Here is a 17433-nt window from a genome sequence, read left to right as displayed (position 1 = left end):
CAGTATATGCGGATGGTGCGGATTTTTACGGAAGCGCAGGTTGAGGTTTCGGTTTGCGGAAGAGGAGCAGGAGCAGAGTGGCGATGGCGATGAGTGAGATCGCGTCGCCGAGGGTTTGGTCGGGAGTTTGGACGTGGGTGATCGTGACGGTGGAGGAGCCGGCGGGGATGGGGAGAGCTATGAGGCCGTCGTCGCGTTGGTCTCGGGTTGAGTCAGACGCGCCGTTGAGGGTGATGTGCCAGCTTGGGTAGTCGCGGAGATTTAGGATCAGGTCTTCGGCGATGGGGGCGTCGATGGTGAGGTGTGTGGGAGTGGGGCTGGGTTGGGTGTCGGTTGGGGCTTTGCTGTTTGGATTCGGGGAGAGCCAGAAGGCGGGGTCGTTGTGGGCGAGGGAGTCGTTGTCGGCGGTGGTGGGGGTGTATTCGTCGGTTGGGTCGGTGCCTTGGTTGGAGTGGAAGAGAGCTTCGCGGGCTGCGGGTGTGTCTTCTTCGTCGCAGGATTGACGGAAGAGGGTGTAGGCGGGGTAGGTGAGGGCTGCGGCGAGCGTGATCGCTATGAGTGTGCAGGTGAGGGGTTTGAGATGCACGCGGGTTAGCGCAAGTGCGGCAGATAGGCCGAAGACGGCGGCTAGGATTGCGAGGAAGCGCCAGGGGAATTGCAGGAAGGCGAGCTCGGGGGCGTGGTTCCAGATGAAAGCGGTGAGAGGGGTGAGGAGAAGAGTAATGGCTATGGTGAGGGTGGCGAGGGACGCCAGGGGAGAGCTGTTGTGCGAATGGTCGGGGGCGACGGCGGGTTTGGCAAAATGCGGGGGTCTCTCCACTTCGCTGCGCTTCGGTCGAGATGACGCTTCTTTGACTAGTTCGTGTTGGTTCTTTGTTGGTTGCTCTCGCGTGTTCGACAACTTTGTTCGCGCCTTCGCGATCGCAGGGCAGTGGAGGCGGCTGATGGCGATAGCGAGGACGGTTAGCGCGAGGATGATTACGGCGAGGAGGGATGCGGTGTGGAGAACCTGATCGTGAGGGAGGTCGCCGGTGTGATGGAAGAGGAAGTTGTCCTGGATGCGCATGTTGGGGATGATGGCCATGGCGATCTGGACGTAATGGCGTTCATAGGCGGCGGGAACGATGTAGAAGGCGGCTAGTCCGAGGCCGAGGATAGTGCCGGAGATTGTGTTGACTGCAATATCTTTGCGAGGCGTGTCGGAGGGCCTGGCAAGGCGGAGGAGGGTGAGGAGAGCTAGAGCGTAGCAGCTCATGACGGCGGCGGGAGCATTGGTGAGCCAGAGGAGGGCGATGGGGATCGCGATGCCGGGGATGGTGACTCGCTCCCGGAGTATGGCGTGGAGGAGAAGCGGGATGAAGGCGGCGGCGAGGAGTTCGGCGTACGCGGTGCGCTCGTAGGCTGTGAAGAGCATGTAGGGATTCACCGTGTAGAGGATCGCGGCCAGGAGAGAAGCGGTGGGGGGAGCGAAGGCGCGGGCGAGACGGTGGAAGGCAAGGCCGCTGGCTGTTAGGGCTAGCCATGTGTAGAGGATGGGGGTTGCGGTGATTGGGAAGATGACGGTGAGGATGGCGCCGAGGGTCCAGGAGAGTGGAGGGTAGAAGACGAAGCGTGGTTCGCCGGCGTTATAGGCAGCGGTGTAGGCCCAGTGGGGATGGAGGTTGCCGTGAGAGAACTGATGAGCGGCCTCCATCCAGTTGAGAAGGTGGAAATCGAAGTCGTGGCCGCAGGAGCAGCCGTGGAGGATGAGAGGGAGGATGGCGATGCAGGCGGCTAGTGGGATCAGGAGATAGGGGAGCCGGTCGCGCTGCATGTCTTTGAGGGTATCGCAGAGTCAGACGTGGGCATTACGTGATGTTGACTGCTGTCGATCGGTCTGTCGATCGGTCTGAGGGCGGGAAGATCAAAGAAGCAATTTGGACATTTCGTATTCGATCAGATTGGGATCGTTGGGATACGGCTCTGTTCGGTCGTTTTTGGTGAATCCAAGGCGCTCGTAGAAAGATATGGCAGCAAGATTGTTGTTGGTGACCATGAGACGAAGGGTGTGCGCTGCACAGAGGCGAGCCCAGGATTCGATCGCCTTGACAAGGAGCCTGCCGGTTCCAGCGCGACGGTGGTTGGGCGCAACCCACATGGATACGAGTTCGGCGCTGTGCGGACTTGTTGATCGAGGAAGCCACAGGCGATGCCGCAATACTCGTCCTGATGATATGCGAGGTATCCGATCGATTGTGGGGTGCAGAGATTGGCGGCGCGGCTATGCCAGTCGGTTTCAGAGAATTGAGATTCGCGGGCGGAGGTGCTTCCGAAGGCGGATGGTGTGTCCTGGAGAGCGCAAAGGCGAACTGTTTTGTGGCTGGCGGATAGGGTTGGAGTGACCCGGTGAAGAGTGACCATGAGCTAATGAGCGCCGGCGGGGGGCTTGCCTGGTTTTACTTTTTTGAAGAGCCAGACGATGCCGACGCAGAAGAAGCAGAGGAGAGAGAGCCAGCGAAAGACGTCGACGAAGGACCAGAGGGAGGCCTGGCGGCCGAGCTGCTGATAGAGGGAGGCCTGGGCGGGATCGGCAGCGTTCGACTGTCCGTAGGGGTTGGTCAGGAACTGGGTCATGCTGCCGAGGGAGTTTTGAAACTGCTGGCCGGTGCGGGGGACCGAGTTGAGGATCTCGTTCTGGTGGACGTCGGAGCGTCGGGTTAGCAGGGTGGAGGCGATGGAGATCCCGATGGAGCCGCCGACGTTGCGCATGAGGTTGAAGAGGCCGCTGGCGTTGCCGATCTGTTTTGCATCAAGGGTGCCGTAAGCGGCGGTGCTGATGGGGACGAAGATGAAGCTGAGACCGAAGCCGGTAATGAGGATGGGGAGGAGCAGGGTGGTGGGGGAGATGTCGAGGGTGACGTTGCCGAAGTAGAGGGTGGTGAGACCAAAGGTGAAGAAGCCGAAGGTGAGCAGATAGCGCGGGTCTACTTTGTTGGAGAGGTAACCGATGATGGGCATGCCGCAGACGGCGCCGATGCCGCGCGGCGCGACGACGAGGCCAGCGGTGAAGGCGGTGTAGCCGAGGAGCTCCTGATAGAAGAGTGGCAGGACGGTGACGGTGGAGTAGATGCCAACGCCGAACATGAAGATGAGGATCGAGCCGAGGAGGAAGTTTCGGTCTTTGAGGACTTTTAGGTCGACGATGGTGTCTTTGTCGCGCCAGCAGTGCCAGCAGAAGTAAATAAAAGATGTGACGAGGAAGAAGACGGCCCAGCGGATCCAGGTGGCTCCGAACCAGTCGTCTTCCTGACCTTTGTCGAGGACGACCTGGAGACAGCCGGTCCAGACGACGAGGGCGGCGAAGCCGTAGCGGTCGAAGGCGGGGACTCGCGCTTTGCTGATGTACGGCGGGTCGTGGACGAAGCGGCTGATCATGAGAATGGCCATGATGCCGATGGGGATGTTGATGTAGAAGGCGTAGCGCCAGGAGTAGGTGTCGGTGAGCCAGCCGCCGAGGGTGGGTCCGAGGACGGGGGCTACGACGACTCCGAAGGCGAAGACGGCCATGGCAGCTCCGCGTTTGGAGGGTGGGAAGGATTCGAGGAGGATGGCCTGGGAGAGAGGTTGCAGGGCGCCACCGCCTGCGCCTTGAACGATGCGGGCGAGCAGCAAGATGCCGAGGGTGGGAGCTGCTCCGCAGGCGAAGCTGGCGACGGTGAAGATGACGATGCAGGAGAGGAGAAAGCGCTTACGGCCGAATTTGAGGGAAAACCAGTTGCTCGCGGGGAGAACGATGGCGTTGGCGACGAGGTAGCTGGTGAGGACCCAGGTGGCTTCGTCGTTCGAGGCAGAGAGGGAGCCGGCAATGTAGGGAAGGGCGACCGAGGCGATGGCGGTGTCGAGCACCTCCATGAACGTGGCGAGCATGACCGAGGCGGCGATGAGCCAGGGGTTCACACCCTGGGTGACTGAAGCGGATTGATCGGGTGGTGCGGTCGCAGCCGAGGCCATGGTCTTTAGAGGGGTTCCTTGGGTGCAGTGATTGTCTCCTAAATAGAGGCAAAAAAGGAGTTGATGGATGCATTTCGAGTTCCCGCGTGCGGTTAGCGGCGCAAAAAAAGGCGGCAGGCCCGTTGGATGGAGCCTGCCGCGCTTTGTTGGTTATGGTTATCCGGCGCTCGAGCTGCCGGTTCTGTGTCGACGGACTTTAGGAGGGGTTGCGGCCCATCGGGCCCATCGACTGGGAGACGTTGTGATAAGAGCCAATCTGAAGCCTCCGCGTGGAGGGGGAGTGGCGGAGTGGGGGGACTTGAACGGCGTCGAGGCTCTTGGGGAGGTGGGTGGACCAGGTGTAGGTGGTGGTCGAGATGTTGGGGGAGTCTTCGGTGGCGTTACAACCCGAGAGAAGACCGGCTAGGAGGCCTGCGAGGCCCAGGGAGGCGACTTTCAAAAGACGGCGTGCGGTGCGGCTTGCAGTAAGGGAAGGCATGAGCAGAGCTCCAAGTGATGCATTAATTGAAGGAAGCGTAACCGGGGGCATCAAGGGCGACAATGACACCTTCGAGGGACCGATTGGGTGAGGGCGCCGGGATGTTTTGGCGGATCACGTGTTTGGTTTATCGGAAGTAGCTGTGGGGGACTGGAGGTTCTTCGAGAGGATTTTGGGGTCAGGTTTCGGTTCTTTTGTAATGGCTGAAGGGGATCTAAAGCTATTTGAAAGAAGGGGTAAGGGTTCTGAATCCTAAGAGTGGCTAGGTACATCAGAATAGTTGACAATAAGTGACTCAAGGTGAGATTCTTAAGAGGTCAAAAATGTTGATGGGCTGTGCGCCCGGAATGGGGATTTGGGATGGCGAAGATTATTGGAATTGACTTGGGAACAACGAACTCATGTGTGGCGGTGATGGAAGGTGGCGAGCCAAAGGTGATCCCGAACGAAGAGGGTGGCCGGACGACTCCGTCGGTGGTTGCGTTTACCAAGGGCGGGGAGCGGCTGGTGGGCCAGGTGGCCAAGCGGCAGGCGATTACCAACCCGGAGAACACGATCTATTCGATCAAGCGCTTTATGGGTCGCCGGTTGAACGAGGTTGGCGATGAGATGAAGATGGTGCCGTACAAGGTGGTGGCGAAGGGCGACAACATCGTCATTGTGGCGCAGGGCAAGGAGTACACGCCGCCTGAGATCTCGGCGATGATTCTGCAGAAGTTGAAGAAAGCTTCGGAGGATTATCTGGGGACTTCGGTGACCGAGGCTGTGATTACGGTTCCGGCTTACTTCAACGATGCACAGCGTCAGGCGACGAAAGATGCCGGCAAGATTGCCGGGCTTGATGTGAAGCGCATTGTGAACGAGCCGACGGCGGCTGCGCTGGCGTATGGGCTAGATAAGAAGAAGGACGAGACGATTGCGGTCTATGACTTCGGCGGCGGTACGTTCGATATCTCGATCCTCGAGGTTGGCGAAGGCGTGATTGAGGTGAAGTCGACCAATGGCGATACACACCTTGGCGGCGACAATCTCGACCAGCGCATTGTGGATTGGTTGATTGCGGAGTTCAAGTCGGAGACCGGGCTTGATCTGCACTCGAAGGGCAACGAGATGGCGCTGCAGCGGCTGAAGGATGCTGCGGAGCGGGCGAAGATCGAGTTGTCGACGGCGCAGGAGACGGAGATCAATCTGCCGTTTATTACTGCCGATGCGAGTGGGCCGAAGCACCTGGTGCGGAAGTTGACTCGTGCGAAGCTGGAGTCGCTGGTCGATGATCTGCTGCAGCGGTCGATTGGACCTTGCAAGCAGGCGATGAAGGACGCCGGTGTGGACGCAAGCAAGATCGACGAGGTGGTTCTGGTCGGCGGTCAGACTCGTATGCCGAAGATTCAGCAGCTGGTGAAGGACCTGTTCGGCAAGGAGCCGCATAAGGGTGTGAATCCGGATGAGGTTGTAGCGATCGGTGCGGCGGTTCAGGCTGGTGTTCTGGCTGGCGAGGTGAAGGACCTGCTGCTGCTCGATGTGACTCCGCTGACGTTGTCGATTGAGACGATGGGCGGTGTTGCCACGGCGATGATCAACCGGAACACGACGATACCGACGAAGAAGACGGAGACATTTTCTACGGCGGCCGACTCGCAGACTGAGGTTGAGGTGCATGTGTTGCAGGGGGAACGACCTATGGCGGCGCAGAACCGGACGCTGGGCAAGTTCAAGCTGGCTGGAATTCCTCCGGCTCCGCGTGGCGTGCCGCAGATCGAGGTGACGTTCGACATCGACGCGAACGGCATTCTTAATGTGACGGCGAAGGATAATGCCACGGGTAAGGATCAGAAGATTACGATCACGAGTTCGTCGGGCCTGAGCAAGGAAGAGGTTGAGCGGATGGCGAAGGATGCCGAGGCTCATGCTGCTGAAGATAAAGAGCAGCGCGATGCGGTTGAGGCGCGGAATGGACTGGATTCGCTGGTCTACAACATCGAAAAGATGTTGAAGGATGCGGGCGATAAGGTTCAGGCGTCGGACAAAACCGAGGTTGAGACGGCGCTGGCTGAGGCTAAGACGACTCTGGCTGGCTCGCCGAGTGCGACTGAGCTGAATGCTGCGAAGGATCGTCTAACTACGGTTAGCCACAAGCTGGCTGAGGCGATGTACAAGGCCTCAGCAGCTTCAGCACCGACCGATGGTGCGACAGGCACGACCGAATCTCATGAAGAGCCGAAGAAGGATGAAGGCGTGATCGATGCCGAGTACGTCGACGTCGATGAAAAGAAATAAGTGTAATCCGGAAGGTCTGGTTTTGACGTAATAAAGGTGAGGGGCGTTCCTGACGGGGTGCCCCTCCTTTTTATCAGGCCGGCTGACGGCGATTGGCGTGTAGAGTGCGTCTATCACCAGAAAGGTGTGTAGCAGTGAGCAAGGGAAAAAGCGAAGATAGGTACGCAGAGACGTTTTGGATGGAGAACCTGGAACTCAATCGATTGCTTGGAGGGAAGACCATGACCGAGACGATGTGGAAGTGCGACCAGGTTCGAGCAGGCCGGCTGTACAACCGGATGATGTTCGACACCAAGGAAGAAGCGATGCAGTTCGCCCAGCGGATGCAGCAGATGGAGCCGGACCAGATGTTTCAGATTGAGGCGATTGAGGCACGGCAGGTTTGGAACTAATGCTTGGATGAAGCGCGGTTGAAATGAGCCGACGTGCTTCCTGGTACTGGTAGGAGATCGAGATTAAGCAGTTGGTGAGGACGAAGGCAGGCGCGACTTCAAGTGCGTTGGCCGTCGTCCTCGCTGTTTATGGGCAGCGGTTAGATGGGATCCTGCGTGGATGCATCAAAGGAGGCTGGAGGACACCTGGTGGTCAATTGGGAGGCGGTTCAGGCGGTGGCAACGGCAGCTCTGGTAGTTACGAGTGTTGCGGCTATCTCTTATGCAGGTTTGCAACTGCGGCATGAGCGGGATTACCGCGCAGTTGAGAACCTTGAGAAACAGTTGAGCTTCTTTTTGTCGGAGAAGTTTGTCGCGGTAAGGCGGAGGCTTGCGGAGTCGCGGCTGGACGATGAGGGATTAAAGCCCTGGACGGTGGAGGAGCCTCCGGTGAGCGCGTTCGAGGTGCTGGATTTTTATGAACACCTGTCGTTGCTGGTGAAGAAGGGACACCTGGATGTATATGACGTGTGGCACACATTCTATGAGTGGGCGCAGCCGGTCTATGTGGATATGCAGCCTCTGATAGAGAGTGAAGAGAGCTCTTATACAGAGCACTATAGAGATTTGCAGAAAATGATGCGTCAGATGGATGAGATTCAGATGGACAGAATGCAGACCCAGAAGGGCGAGCACTGGGCGCTGTGGACTCCGGAGCGCATTATTGAGCACTACCAGTATGAGTTGAAGACGAGTGGGCGGCCGCGGCGTATTCGGCGGCGCCATCAGACACAGTTGACTGCGACGAGGTTGAGAGACGATGCCTGAGGGAAATGAGATTCATCGATGGGCCGAGAGGCATGCTGCGGCATTTGCGGGGAAGACTGTTCGAGTGGATGGGCCGCAGGGGCGGTTTGTTGATTCGGGGATGATCGATGGGCGAAAGCTGAGGCGGGTGCTGGCTGTGGGGAAGCATCTGGGGTACGACTTTGGAAAGGACTTGATTCTGCATGTGCATCTTGGCTTGCAAGGGGACTTTACGGAGGGCTCCGGGCCGCTGCCTGATGTACGCGGCGCGCTGCGATTGCGGATGTGGAATGAGGCGGCCGTGAAGAAGCCGGCTGCTCCGGGAGTGAGTAAGCGGCATGCGTGGTACTCGGATGACGATGGGATTGGACACATCGAGGCGGCGAAGGTGGCTTGGGTGGAGCTGCGCGGGCCGATGGACTGCTCGATCTATTCGCAGGCGAAGTGGGATGCGCTGCTGGAGCGGCTGGGGCCCGATCCGCTGAATGGAGACGGCCCGGAGAAGATGGTTGCGAGGATTGCGAAGAGTAAGAAGGCGATTGGTGAGCTGCTGATGGATCAATCGGTGGTGGCGGGAGTTGGGAATATCTTTCGCGCGGAGTTGCTATTTCGGGCGAGGCTGAGTCCGTTTACGCCGGGGAAGGAGGTAGAGGAGCGCACGCTGCGGTCGATATGGAAGGAGGCGGGCGTGTTGATGAAGGCGGGGATGGTTGACCGGAGGATTGTGACGACGAAGCCTAAGGATCGGCCACATAAGAGTGGGCCGGTGCTGAAGGAAGAGGCGCATTATGTGTATCGCCGGCAGGGGCGGCCCTGTTGGATTAGCGGGACGAAGATTTTGACGAAGGTAATGGCGGGACGGAATCTGTTCTGGTGTCCGGTTTGCCAAGCGGCACCTGAGGAGAAGGTTGGGTAAGGTTTAGAGATGCGCGTGAGGCGCATTGGTAAGAGAATGGAAGAAGATTATGGCGACGACACAGACGAAAGACTACTACGGCACGCTGGGCGTGAAGAAGACGGCGACGGCAGATGAGATTCGCAAGGCGTTTCGGAAGGCTGCGCGGAAGTATCACCCGGACGTGAATCCGAATGACAAAAAAGCTGAAGAGAAGTTTAAAGAGATCTCTGAGGCGAACGATGTATTGAGTGATGAGAAGAAGCGGAAGATCTACGACCAGTTTGGGTTTTACTCGGACAATATCGATCCGGCTGCGGCGGAGGCAGCTGCTCGTGGCGGCTATGGCGGCGGTGCATCTTCTGCTGGATATGGCGGCGGGCGTCCAAGCGCAGGCCGGGGAGCGGGTCAGGAGGTTCCGTTCGACTTTGGGGGGTTCGATTTTTCGGATTTTCAGAGCGGACGATCGGCGCAGCAGGAGCAGGGTGGTGGGTTTGGCGGGAGCTTCAAGGACATCTTCAGCGGGATGTTCAATGGCGGGAAGCAGGCTTCGCGCGGGCCGCAGCCGGGGACCGATCTTGAGTATCAGGTGAGTGTGGACTTTTGGACGGCGGTGCGCGGTGGCGTGACTCGGCTGGAGATTCAGCGGCAGGAGGTTTGTCCGACTTGCAAGGGTAAGTCGACTACGGGCGGGAGTGTGGAGTGTCCGGAGTGCCATGGGTCTGGGCAGGTGACACAGATGGGTGGGAGGATGAAGTTCAATATTCAATGCCCACGGTGCGGCGGGTCGGGGAAGGTGCAGAATTCGTGCCCGACGTGCGATGGTGAGGGAGTGGTGACGAAGAGGGAGCCGCTCGAGTTTCGCATCAAGGCGGGGACGCGCGATGGCCAGAGAATTCGGCTGGCGGGAAAGGGAAATGCCGGGATTAATGGTGGGCCTTCCGGGGATCTGTTTTTGATTATCAAGGCGGGGACGCATCCGGTGTTTACTCGGAGCGCGGATGACATATATGTAACCGTTCCGGTTACGATGACGGAGGCTGCGCTGGGAGCGAAGATTGAAGTGCCTACTATCGATACGCATGAGGGTGGGGCGAGGACGCAGTTGAAGATTCCTCCTGGAACCCAGACGGGGCAGAAGTTGCGACTGCGAGAGAAGGGAGTGCCTTCGGCTTCGCGGGAGGGAGTGCGGGGCGATCAGATTGTGGAGGTGAAGATCGTGGTGCCGAAGGTGCAGGATGAGCGGAGCAAGGAAATCCTGCGGGAGTTGGCGAAGTTGAATCCGGAAGATCCGCGGGACGGATTGTTTACGGCGGTTTGATGAACTGAATGTGCGTTTGTTTTGAAGGCGGGGCTGATCTTGGTTCGATCAGCCCCTTTTCTCGTAATTGGATGCGGGATTATTTGTTGTCAGGTCGGCTTTGGTGTGATTTTGATTATGTTTCGAATACCTCGCTGGCTTTGTGTGCCGACACCTTCACGGTGAAACCGAGCGGAACCTCGTTGTTGCCGGAGGGGGCCGGCAGGAGGAGTTGGTTGGCAAGGCTTGCGAGGTACTGAGTGGCTTCGGGGGCGAGACCGGCTATGCGGGCCGCGAGCCAAGCTTGTGGGGTTATGGTGATCTCGGCGCGGCCAGCGGTTACGGCGTCGTAGATCTTGTTGGCGGCGCGGTTGACTGAGGCTGCAAGTATGGGAGTTTTGGCGGCAAGTTTGAACCAGCGCTCCTCTTTTTTGGCCTGTCCAGTGTAGTTCGCATGAACCGCTCCGCCGGTGCGCATGAGGCCCGGGCAGACGGTGGTGACGCGAATACCCTTGTGGCGCAGTTCGGCGTGAAGCCCTTGGGAGTAGCCCACCAGGGCGAACTTGCTGGCAACGTAAGGAAGCAGGTGAGGCATAGCGAATTTGCCACCGATGCTGGCGATGTTGACGATGGCGGCATCACCATACATGGGGTTGCGTTGGAGCAGGTGAGGAAGAGCGGCGTTGGTGGTGTAGAGCGCTGCGAAGAAGTTGGTTGCCATGGCACGGCGGTAGGCGGCGATCGGCTGGTTTTCGACGGGGCCGACCTCGATGACGCCGGCATTGTTGATAAGGATGTCGATGTGGCCAAAGAAGCCAACGGCGTAGTCGACGAGCATGGCTGCCTGGGCGGCGTCGGTGAGATCGGCGGGTAAAAGGAGGATGTCGTCGGGATGCTGAACGGCGTTGTGGGAGAGGAGGGTGTCACGAGCCTGGGTGAGTTCGTCGGAGTTTCGGGAGACGAGGATGAGTTTTGCGCCGGATTTGCCAAAGCGGTGCGCGAGAGCAAGACCCAGGCCTCGGGAGCCGCCGGTGATGAGAACGACTCGGCTGCGGTGGCGCTTTTCGGTGTGAGGCATAAAGGCGCGGGCTGCGGCGATGGCGGCGATTCCGGTGAGAATTTGCGTGGCGTGACGTAAGGCTCTGGAGGTCTTCATAGTTGTAGGTGAGATGCTGATCCGGAGCATAGTGGAGTTTGTTTGACTTGCGTATGTCGTGAAGAGCTAGACTTCGGTAAGGCATCTGATCAGGGTTGGGACTTCAGGGGTTGGGACTATGGCGACAAAGCGGAAGACCAAGGGCGCGTACATGATCTCGTCGGTGGCGGAGATGTACGAGATTCATCCGCAGACGCTGCGGTTGTATGAGCGGGAGGGGTTGCTGCGGCCGTCGCGAAGTGAAGGAAATACGCGGCTGTATACCGATGAGGATCTGGAGCGGCTGGAGTTTATTTTGAACCTGGCGCGGGATCTTGGGGTGAATATTGCCGGAATTGCGATTGTGTTGCAGATGCGGGAGCGGATGGAGGAGATGAATCGACAGATGCAGGGTTTTGTCGACTATGTCCGGACGGAGATGCTGACGCGGATGCAGCAACAGCAGGCGCCGGGCGCTGGCTTGGTTCCAATGCGTAGGCAGGTGGTGATTCCTGGGCGGAAGGATAAGAGAGGCAGCTGAGGACAGCGTTGGAACGGGTCGGTTGGGGCCGTGTGTCGAGTGGACAGTGAATGCGTTACAAGGGACCAAGGCGAACCAGGACGCCGCCTGGGTTGATGCGATAGCGCTCGCCGCGGTAGACGATCTCTCGTCCAAAGTAGCTGGCCGCCCAACTGTAGAAGCCGAGTAGATCGCAGAGTGGGTAGAGCCAGAAGAAAGAGAGAGAAAGCTTGTCGCGCATGATGACGAAGCCGACGAGCAGGGCCTGAAGCCAGCGATTGACGAGCGCGGCAAACAGAAGCCAGAAGCCGATCACGGGTCGTCCGATGGCGAGTGCGGAGAGGAAGCCGATGATGCCGAACGGCATGGCGAACGTGAGGCCGGATCCAAGATGTCCGGCGGGTCTGGAGCAGCGAGTGTTCTTCATCCAGCTGATCTGGTGGTGCAATCCGCCGATGATGCTTCCGTAGTTGATGAAGTGATCGACGATGGTCGTGGAAAGGGTTACTTTGTAGCCTTTATCTGCGATCCGGTTGCCGAGCCAGAAGTCGTCGGCGAGCAGATCTCCCATGTCTTTGAGACCTCCTATTTCGCGGATCAAGGCCTTTCGAGTGAGAAGAGTTGGGCCGAGTCCGAACTTGATGTCTTCGAGTAGATTTGCGGTGAGGACTCCACTGGAGAATTCGACAGTTTGGGTGAGCGCGGTCAGGAGTGAGCTGTTTCCTGCTGGTTGGCCCCGAAAAGCGCAGGTGACCAACCCTACGGCTGGATCGGCGAGAGGCTGCAGGATCTCGTGAAGGTAGGATGGGCCGACGCGGACATCGCTGTCAGAGAAGAGGATGACCTCGTGCTTCGCTGCTTCGACCAGGAGCGACATGGAGAAGGTCTTGGGATTCTGCCAGAGCGGCTCGCCCGAGGCCAGAAAACGCGTGGGGATGGATGGGAATCGACGAGCGACCTCCTGAGCGCAGAGGATTCCGGGATCAGAGAGCGATCTTGCGCAGAAGATGAGTTCGAACTCCGGGTGGTTGAGGGTGAAGAAGCTCTCGAGGTTTTCCTCCAGTCCTGCCTCCTTGCCGTGCAGGGGCTTGAGGATGCTTACCGGCGGGGAGTAGTTGCCCTGATCGTTGCGACGTGAGCGAAAGTGAAGGCCGCCCAGGAAGGCGAGAAGAAAAGATACTCCGGAGGTCAGGGTGCCGAAGATGCCAACTATGAGGGCACCTCGAGCGATCAGGAGCAGGATGGGAGACATGGCTTCTATAAGGATATCGGCTCGTGTCCTGTTGTGCCACTGCGGGGATTCGGGGGGTACTGTGGTCTTATGCGGGGTCTGTTGAAGCGGTGGCTGCGAGACAATCAGCGGTTGGAGAGGATGAATTTACCGCCTTCTGTTGCGAGCAGGTGAACGGGAGCGAAGCGAGCGAGGTCGGCGGCACGTTGCTTGCTGAAGGTGAGTAGGAAGATTCGTTGGGAACCGGTCCAGGCTTGGCGGAGTCCGTCGTCGGTGCCGAAGATCGGTGGAGCGTCGGGCCAGAAGGAGCCGTACCAGGGACCGTAGATTCGCCCGTTGACAAGGCCTGCCTGTTGGCCGGTGTAGAAGAGGATGGAAGATCCTGAGGAGAGCCAGCCGTCGATGATGACGCGATCGCCGGGACGAAGTTCCTGGTTGACGGCGAGGGCAAGGTCCTTCGAACCGAGGATGGGATAGAAGCGGACGAGGCCCTCGTGTGCGGCCAGGAGAGAGACCGTCATGGCTGCGGCCAAGACGAGATTAGCGGCGTAGGTGAAGGAGCGGCGGCGCAGGAGGTAACTGCCGATGCCGATGCCAAGCATGCTGAGAGCGACGGCGGTGAGTGGTGCGCGGAATAGTCCCATCGCGTCTCCGGTTAGGTCGAAGAGATGGCCGAGAGAGAGGTTGTAGAAGTCCGGGTTGGAGTTGAGAAGAGATGCGAGGTCGGCGCCGGGGGCCGGGTGCGGTGCGGTGAGGGCGAAGTATCCGCAGGCGATAGCGATGACCGTAGTGAGAGGGACGAGGAGGTAAAGATGCCAGCGGAGGGCGCTCTTCGCTGCGTCGACTCCGATTGGCATGGAGTTTGGAGATTGGTCGGCTCGAGCGAGGAGCCCGCCGGCCATGAGACACAGGGCGGGAATCGCGGGAATGGAGTAGTACTCCTGGCGACTTGAGAGGGAGAAGAAACCCATAACGAGGAGAGACCAGAGAAGAAGGGAGAGCGATGCTTCGTGTTCGCGTGCAAGGGTGAGGGTGTTTGTGGTGATGCTGGCCGCGCGGTGGCGGAGGTTTCGGATATGGCCGGCGATAGCTCCGGGCAGGAAGACCGTCCAAGGCGTGATCCAAATGGCGAGATAAACCCAGAAGAGCAAGAGAGGGGTTTGGCCGTAGTCGTGGGGAATGCGTTTGGAGAGGAAGCGGGCGATGTGCTCGTTGTAGAGATAGAACCAGGCCCAGCCGCCGGTTGCAGGGAGGCCCAGGTTCGCGGGGAGGGGGATCGCCGGGGTGCGGAGGGCGGCGAGAATGTGCCAGGGCGCCGCTAGTGAGAGGAAGACCAACGCGCTGGGAAGAGGGTGGAGCTTCAGGAGGGCGCGAAGTTGTTTTGTGAAAGCCAGGTAGAGGAGAACGAAGCCGATGGGGAAGACGAGGCCTATGAGGCCCTTGGTCAGGACATTCGCGGCCATGACGGCGGCGAACGAGAGGCATGGCAGGAGGGATGATTTTTGCGGCTGGGAGGCCGATGAGGTGCAACCTGGTTGAAGGCGGACTGGTTGGACGCGATTCAGGGCGATGAGGAAGAGATGGACGGCGAAGGTCATCCAGAGAGCGATGAGAATGTCTGGAATGTAGAAACGAGTGTAGAGGTAGGGGCCGATGCTGGTGGCCATGGCGACGGCAGCGTAGAAGCCTCCGCGATCAGGGTTTTCGGCCGGAGAGATCGTTGTGAAGAGGCGAATGCCGAGGGCGTAGACGGCGAGGAGCAGTGCGAGAACCGCGAGAGCTAGAGGAAGGCGTGCGGCCCAGTCGTGAATGCCGAAGAGGTGCATGGAGCCGGCTGCCATCCAGTACATCAGGGGAGGCTTATCGAAGAAACGAACGCCGTCGATGTAGGGGGTGACGAAATCATGGCGCTGGAGCATCTCGCGGGCGATCTCGATGTAGATGGAGTCGACATCGTCGAGGAGGCCGGGGCTGAAGAGGCCACCAATCTGAAGGATGAGCCAGAGAAAGAAGATGACGGCGAGAGAGACCGGGTTCCAGAGGCGGCGCGGTCTGGCGTTATGGGGAGAGGTCTCGTGCACTAGGGTTTCTTCGTCGGGTTTTGGTTTGTTCTGCGTGTGCGGTTTTTGGCTTTTACTGTTAGACGCTTTGCCAGATAAACCCCGTGCTGCGATGAGCTGTGATTTAAGGATTGCCGCGGTTCGGATCAGGGAGTCCTGCCTGAGTTCTCGAGGGGACGATCGGTGTAGAGGGCCTTGCCAGAGCTTTCGAAGAGAAGGATTTTGTGGTTTCCGAGGAGTCGATCGACTGCGCCACGTTGATCGAGAGGGACGAAGAGAAGCTTGCGTTCGCCTTGCCTCCAGATGTTCAGGAGATCCTGCGGTGTTAGGAAGATGGGTGGTGCGTCGGGAAAGGTGCCGCCAAACAGCATGGAGGAGGCACGGCCGTCGACGAGGTCGATCTGACGGCCGAGGTAGAAGGTGATCGAGGATCCGTAGGACTGGTCACCGTAGAAGATGACTTTGTTTTCAGGGGAGATGGCGTGACTGGCTTCGAGATGCTGGATTGTGTCGGCAAAGCTCTTGGAGGAGAGCATGGGGGCGAAGCGGGCGAAGGCGATGTGGGCTGCGATGAAGAAGGTGGTAGCGGTGACGGCGACGGCCACGGTTGAGGCGAGGTGCCTGCGCTGGGTACGAAGAAGCCACGCGACCGAGGGACCGATAAGGAAGGCGATGGCGGCGAGTGCGGCTGGAAGGCGCAGCGCGGCGAAGCTGGGGCCAGTGAGATCGAAGATGCCTGACATGGAGAGGGTGTAGTCGCCGACACCGCGATGGGCGAGAAGGTCGCCTATGTCGGGAACGAAGGGAAGGTGGCGGGAGGTCCAGAGGCCGTAGGCGAGGGTGATGGCAATGGCGATGCCGAGGACGGTGAGGGTGGCGTGGCCGACCATGATCCAGAGACGGGAGGATCGGTCGGCGGCGAAGGTCTGCTCGGCGCGGTTGAGGGCGGCGGCGAGCAGGATGATGATCGCGAGGTAGGCGGGGAAGGTGTAGTACTCCTGGTTTGTGGAAAGGGAGAAGAAGACCAGGACGAGTGAGGCGAAGAGGCTTAGAACGAGAGTGCTGCGCTGGGCGAAGGTCTCGACGCTGATCAGCGGAGTGCCAGAGGGAGAGTGCGACTGTCTGCGACGGAGGCCGTGGAGCAGGAAGAGAATGAGTGCCAGAAAGAGGGTGAAGATGTAAGGGACTTTCAGGGCGTTTTGCAGAACGAGGCCAACTACGACGACTGCGTAGGGCTGCCAGTAGAAGGTTTTTGCTTCGTCTGCGGGAGCGGGGTTCGAGACGCGATAGCGCTGGAAGGCGACGTAGGCCTGGCGGCACAAGGTTCCGCAGAAGAGCGACCAAGGGAAGAGCCAAACGAGATGAAGGCTCCAGAAGAGGTAGCCCGGTAGCTTGTTGTAGTCCTTGGGATAACGGCGACCGAGGAACCGGAGAACGTGCTCGTTGATGAAGTAGAACCAGAAGAAGCCGTGCCCGTTCATACCGCCGGTATTGCGCAGGCCGGCGAGGATGTGCCAAGGCGCTGCTATGACGAGAAAGAGCAAGATGCCTGTGAAGGGCTTGAGACTGCGCCAGTTTTTGTACTCCCCGCTGAGAGCGAGGTAGGCGATGGCTGTGCCAAAGAAGAAAACGAGAGCTACAAGGCCTTTGGTGAGGACAGCCAGAGCGAGAGCTGTCCACATGCCGTAGGCATAGACAGCTGGAGAGAAAGATGAGGAAGCCTCTCTACTCGGCTGGACTCCGGGCGCGATGGCTACTATTTTTTCGGCGTTGGAAGAGGCAGGGTCGATCTTTAGTGGCCGTTGAGCTGTCATTGTCTGACTCGTTTGGGGAACGAGCGATCGGAGGAGGCAGAAGAGGGCGAGGGCCAGGAAGAGCGAGAGCAGGACCTCGGGAATGTAGTAGCGGGTGAAGAGAAAGACGCCGACTGTAGTGAGGGTTGCGAGGCCGGTGTAGAAGGCAGTGCGGGGGTTGAAGGCGCGATAGGCCCATTGATAACCGAGTAGAGCCAGGAGAAAGACGCCGATTGCCTGCGGAAGGTGCACTGCGAAGGTGTTGAATCCGAAGAGTCGGAAGCTGAGTGCCCCCAGCCAGTAGGGTAGCGGTGCCTTTTCGAGATAACGGATGCCGTCGACGCGGAGGGTAACGAGGTCGCCGGAGAGGACCATGTGTCGAGCTGCGTCCGCATGGGTGGCGTCGGCATCATCGAGCAGCGGGGGAGAGAAGAGGGCTGCGAAGAAGATGATGAGCCAGAGGCCGGTCAGAGCGAGGAGGGCTGTGGAGCGTCGGGGGGTGCAGGAGTCGAGGGAGGCCCTGGGTTCGGCGATTGTTTCTAGTGCTGTGTCTGTGATCATGATTTTGTGAGGCTC

Annotated in this window: 14 protein-coding genes; 6 read left to right on the top strand and 8 right to left on the bottom strand. The window is 59.2% G+C overall.

From position 1 onward, the window contains the following. Positions 1 to 25: 25 nt before the first annotated feature. The 4 genes from RBB81_RS19605 to RBB81_RS19590 all read right to left on the bottom strand — a co-directional run bounded on the left by RBB81_RS19605 (position 26) and on the right by RBB81_RS19590 (position 4468). A complete protein-coding gene (locus RBB81_RS19605) occupies positions 26 to 1813 on the bottom strand; it encodes a hypothetical protein (protein ID WP_353071805.1) in 1788 nt (595 codons plus the stop codon). A gap of 90 nt (positions 1814 to 1903) precedes the next feature. Continuing rightward, on the bottom strand, positions 1904 to 2137 hold the full coding sequence (locus RBB81_RS19600) for a GNAT family N-acetyltransferase (protein ID WP_353071804.1): 234 nt from the start codon (positions 2135 to 2137) through the stop codon (positions 1904 to 1906). A 266-nt stretch (positions 2138 to 2403) separates the two neighbouring features. Beyond that, entirely contained in the window at positions 2404 to 3990 is a 1587-nt protein-coding gene (locus tag RBB81_RS19595) for a DHA2 family efflux MFS transporter permease subunit (protein WP_353071803.1), read from the bottom strand. 196 nt (positions 3991 to 4186) lie between these two features. Further along, positions 4187 to 4468 carry a hypothetical protein gene (locus RBB81_RS19590; protein WP_353071802.1) on the bottom strand — a complete coding sequence of 94 codons (282 nt, stop codon included), beginning with the start codon at positions 4466 to 4468 and terminating at the stop codon, positions 4187 to 4189. 360 nt (positions 4469 to 4828) lie between these two features. Between RBB81_RS19590 and dnaK the strand changes: the two genes are divergently transcribed. The 5 genes from dnaK to RBB81_RS19565 all read left to right on the top strand — a co-directional run bounded on the left by dnaK (position 4829) and on the right by RBB81_RS19565 (position 10139). After that, positions 4829 to 6745, top strand: a complete 1917-nt coding sequence (dnaK, locus tag RBB81_RS19585) for a molecular chaperone DnaK (protein WP_183787742.1) — start codon at positions 4829 to 4831, stop codon at positions 6743 to 6745. Positions 6746 to 6966: 221 nt separating this feature from the next. Then, positions 6967 to 7137 carry a hypothetical protein gene (locus RBB81_RS19580; protein WP_353071801.1) on the top strand — a complete coding sequence of 57 codons (171 nt, stop codon included), beginning with the start codon at positions 6967 to 6969 and terminating at the stop codon, positions 7135 to 7137. Between the two features lie 156 nt (positions 7138 to 7293). Next, a complete protein-coding gene (locus RBB81_RS19575; RefSeq protein WP_348641513.1) occupies positions 7294 to 7944 on the top strand; it encodes a hypothetical protein in 651 nt (216 codons plus the stop codon). Next, positions 7937 to 8839, top strand: a complete 903-nt coding sequence (locus RBB81_RS19570) for an Fpg/Nei family DNA glycosylase (protein ID WP_353071800.1) — start codon at positions 7937 to 7939, stop codon at positions 8837 to 8839. Before RBB81_RS19575 ends, RBB81_RS19570 begins: the two co-directional genes overlap by 8 nt. A 49-nt stretch (positions 8840 to 8888) precedes the next feature. Beyond that, the gene (locus RBB81_RS19565; protein WP_353071799.1) at positions 8889 to 10139 is read left to right on the top strand and encodes a J domain-containing protein; all 1251 of its coding nucleotides are present in this window, start codon (positions 8889 to 8891) and stop codon (positions 10137 to 10139) included. A gap of 115 nt (positions 10140 to 10254) precedes the next feature. Here the strand turns inward: RBB81_RS19565 and RBB81_RS19560 are convergent, their stop codons facing one another. Beyond that, positions 10255 to 11274 (bottom strand): SDR family NAD(P)-dependent oxidoreductase, encoded by a 1020-nt coding sequence (locus tag RBB81_RS19560; protein ID WP_353071798.1) that lies wholly within the window; start codon positions 11272 to 11274, stop codon positions 10255 to 10257. A 118-nt stretch (positions 11275 to 11392) separates the two neighbouring features. Between RBB81_RS19560 and RBB81_RS19555 the strand changes: the two genes are divergently transcribed. After that, entirely contained in the window at positions 11393 to 11794 is a 402-nt protein-coding gene (locus tag RBB81_RS19555) for a MerR family transcriptional regulator (protein ID WP_353071797.1), read from the top strand. A gap of 55 nt (positions 11795 to 11849) precedes the next feature. Here the strand turns inward: RBB81_RS19555 and RBB81_RS19550 are convergent, their stop codons facing one another. From RBB81_RS19550 to RBB81_RS19540, 3 genes are all read right to left on the bottom strand, one after another. Then, positions 11850 to 13025 carry a glycosyltransferase gene (locus RBB81_RS19550; RefSeq protein WP_353071796.1) on the bottom strand — a complete coding sequence of 392 codons (1176 nt, stop codon included), beginning with the start codon at positions 13023 to 13025 and terminating at the stop codon, positions 11850 to 11852. A 104-nt stretch (positions 13026 to 13129) separates the two neighbouring features. Continuing rightward, on the bottom strand, positions 13130 to 15085 hold the full coding sequence (locus RBB81_RS19545; protein WP_353071795.1) for an ArnT family glycosyltransferase: 1956 nt from the start codon (positions 15083 to 15085) through the stop codon (positions 13130 to 13132). A gap of 125 nt (positions 15086 to 15210) precedes the next feature. Beyond that, positions 15211 to 17418: an ArnT family glycosyltransferase gene (locus tag RBB81_RS19540; RefSeq protein ID WP_353071794.1), complete on the bottom strand. Its 2208-nt coding sequence runs from the start codon at positions 17416 to 17418 to the stop codon at positions 15211 to 15213. Positions 17419 to 17433: the final 15 nt, after the last annotated feature.

This window comes from Tunturibacter gelidoferens (assembly GCF_040358255.1).
GTDB lineage: Bacteria > Acidobacteriota > Terriglobia > Terriglobales > Acidobacteriaceae > Edaphobacter > Edaphobacter gelidiferens.
Note: the sequence above shows the minus strand (reverse complement) of the source record. Positions and strands in the feature narration are given on the sequence as shown.

Excerpts from the sequence above, each read along its gene's own strand:
- RBB81_RS19600 (WP_353071804.1), bottom strand. The coding sequence starts at position 2,137 with ATGTGGGTTGCGCCCAACCACCGTCGCGCTGGAACCGGCAGGCTCCTT.
- RBB81_RS19605 (WP_353071805.1), bottom strand. The coding sequence starts at position 1,813 with ATGCAGCGCGACCGGCTCCCCTATCTCCTGATCCCACTAGCCGCCTGC.
- RBB81_RS19570 (WP_353071800.1), top strand. The coding sequence starts at position 7,937 with ATGCCTGAGGGAAATGAGATTCATCGATGGGCCGAGAGGCATGCTGCG.
- RBB81_RS19555 (WP_353071797.1), top strand. The coding sequence starts at position 11,393 with ATGGCGACAAAGCGGAAGACCAAGGGCGCGTACATGATCTCGTCGGTG.
- RBB81_RS19595 (WP_353071803.1), bottom strand. The coding sequence starts at position 3,990 with ATGGCCTCGGCTGCGACCGCACCACCCGATCAATCCGCTTCAGTCACC.
- dnaK (WP_183787742.1), top strand. The coding sequence starts at position 4,829 with ATGGCGAAGATTATTGGAATTGACTTGGGAACAACGAACTCATGTGTG.
- RBB81_RS19550 (WP_353071796.1), bottom strand. The coding sequence starts at position 13,025 with ATGTCTCCCATCCTGCTCCTGATCGCTCGAGGTGCCCTCATAGTTGGC.
- RBB81_RS19590 (WP_353071802.1), bottom strand. The coding sequence starts at position 4,468 with ATGCCTTCCCTTACTGCAAGCCGCACCGCACGCCGTCTTTTGAAAGTC.
- RBB81_RS19565 (WP_353071799.1), top strand. The coding sequence starts at position 8,889 with ATGGCGACGACACAGACGAAAGACTACTACGGCACGCTGGGCGTGAAG.
- RBB81_RS19540 (WP_353071794.1), bottom strand. The coding sequence starts at position 17,418 with ATGATCACAGACACAGCACTAGAAACAATCGCCGAACCCAGGGCCTCC.
- RBB81_RS19560 (WP_353071798.1), bottom strand. The coding sequence starts at position 11,274 with ATGAAGACCTCCAGAGCCTTACGTCACGCCACGCAAATTCTCACCGGA.
- RBB81_RS19580 (WP_353071801.1), top strand. The coding sequence starts at position 6,967 with ATGACCGAGACGATGTGGAAGTGCGACCAGGTTCGAGCAGGCCGGCTG.